The sequence below is a fragment of the Streptococcus sp. KR genome, from assembly GCF_002238115.1.
Taxonomy (GTDB): domain Bacteria; phylum Bacillota; class Bacilli; order Lactobacillales; family Streptococcaceae; genus Streptococcus.
The window spans coordinates 1-208 of record NZ_NGVM01000412.1; the positions used below are offsets into that span (position 1 = coordinate 1).

General features: G+C 30.8%; 1 pseudogene. It reads right to left on the reverse strand.

Features of this window, described 5'->3' with window-relative positions:
• Nucleotides 1-208 (reverse strand): annotated as a pseudogene (locus CBI42_RS13160) (GIY-YIG nuclease family protein); the annotation flags it as partial.

Consider the following 208-nt stretch of genomic DNA (forward strand, 5'->3'; position numbering starts at 1 on the left):
CTTATATACATCTGGTAAAACTTGAGAAACAACCAATTTTTCAAGTTTACTTTCCGCGTTAACAACTGAAGCTTGGAAATCTTTATGATATTTAATTAAAACCCTTCCATATAATGGACGATACCGTTTCAATTCCTTTCCAGCATAATTTATTCCATGAATTACACTTAACTCTTCCGTAACTAATTTAACTGTTGTCAGAAGATAA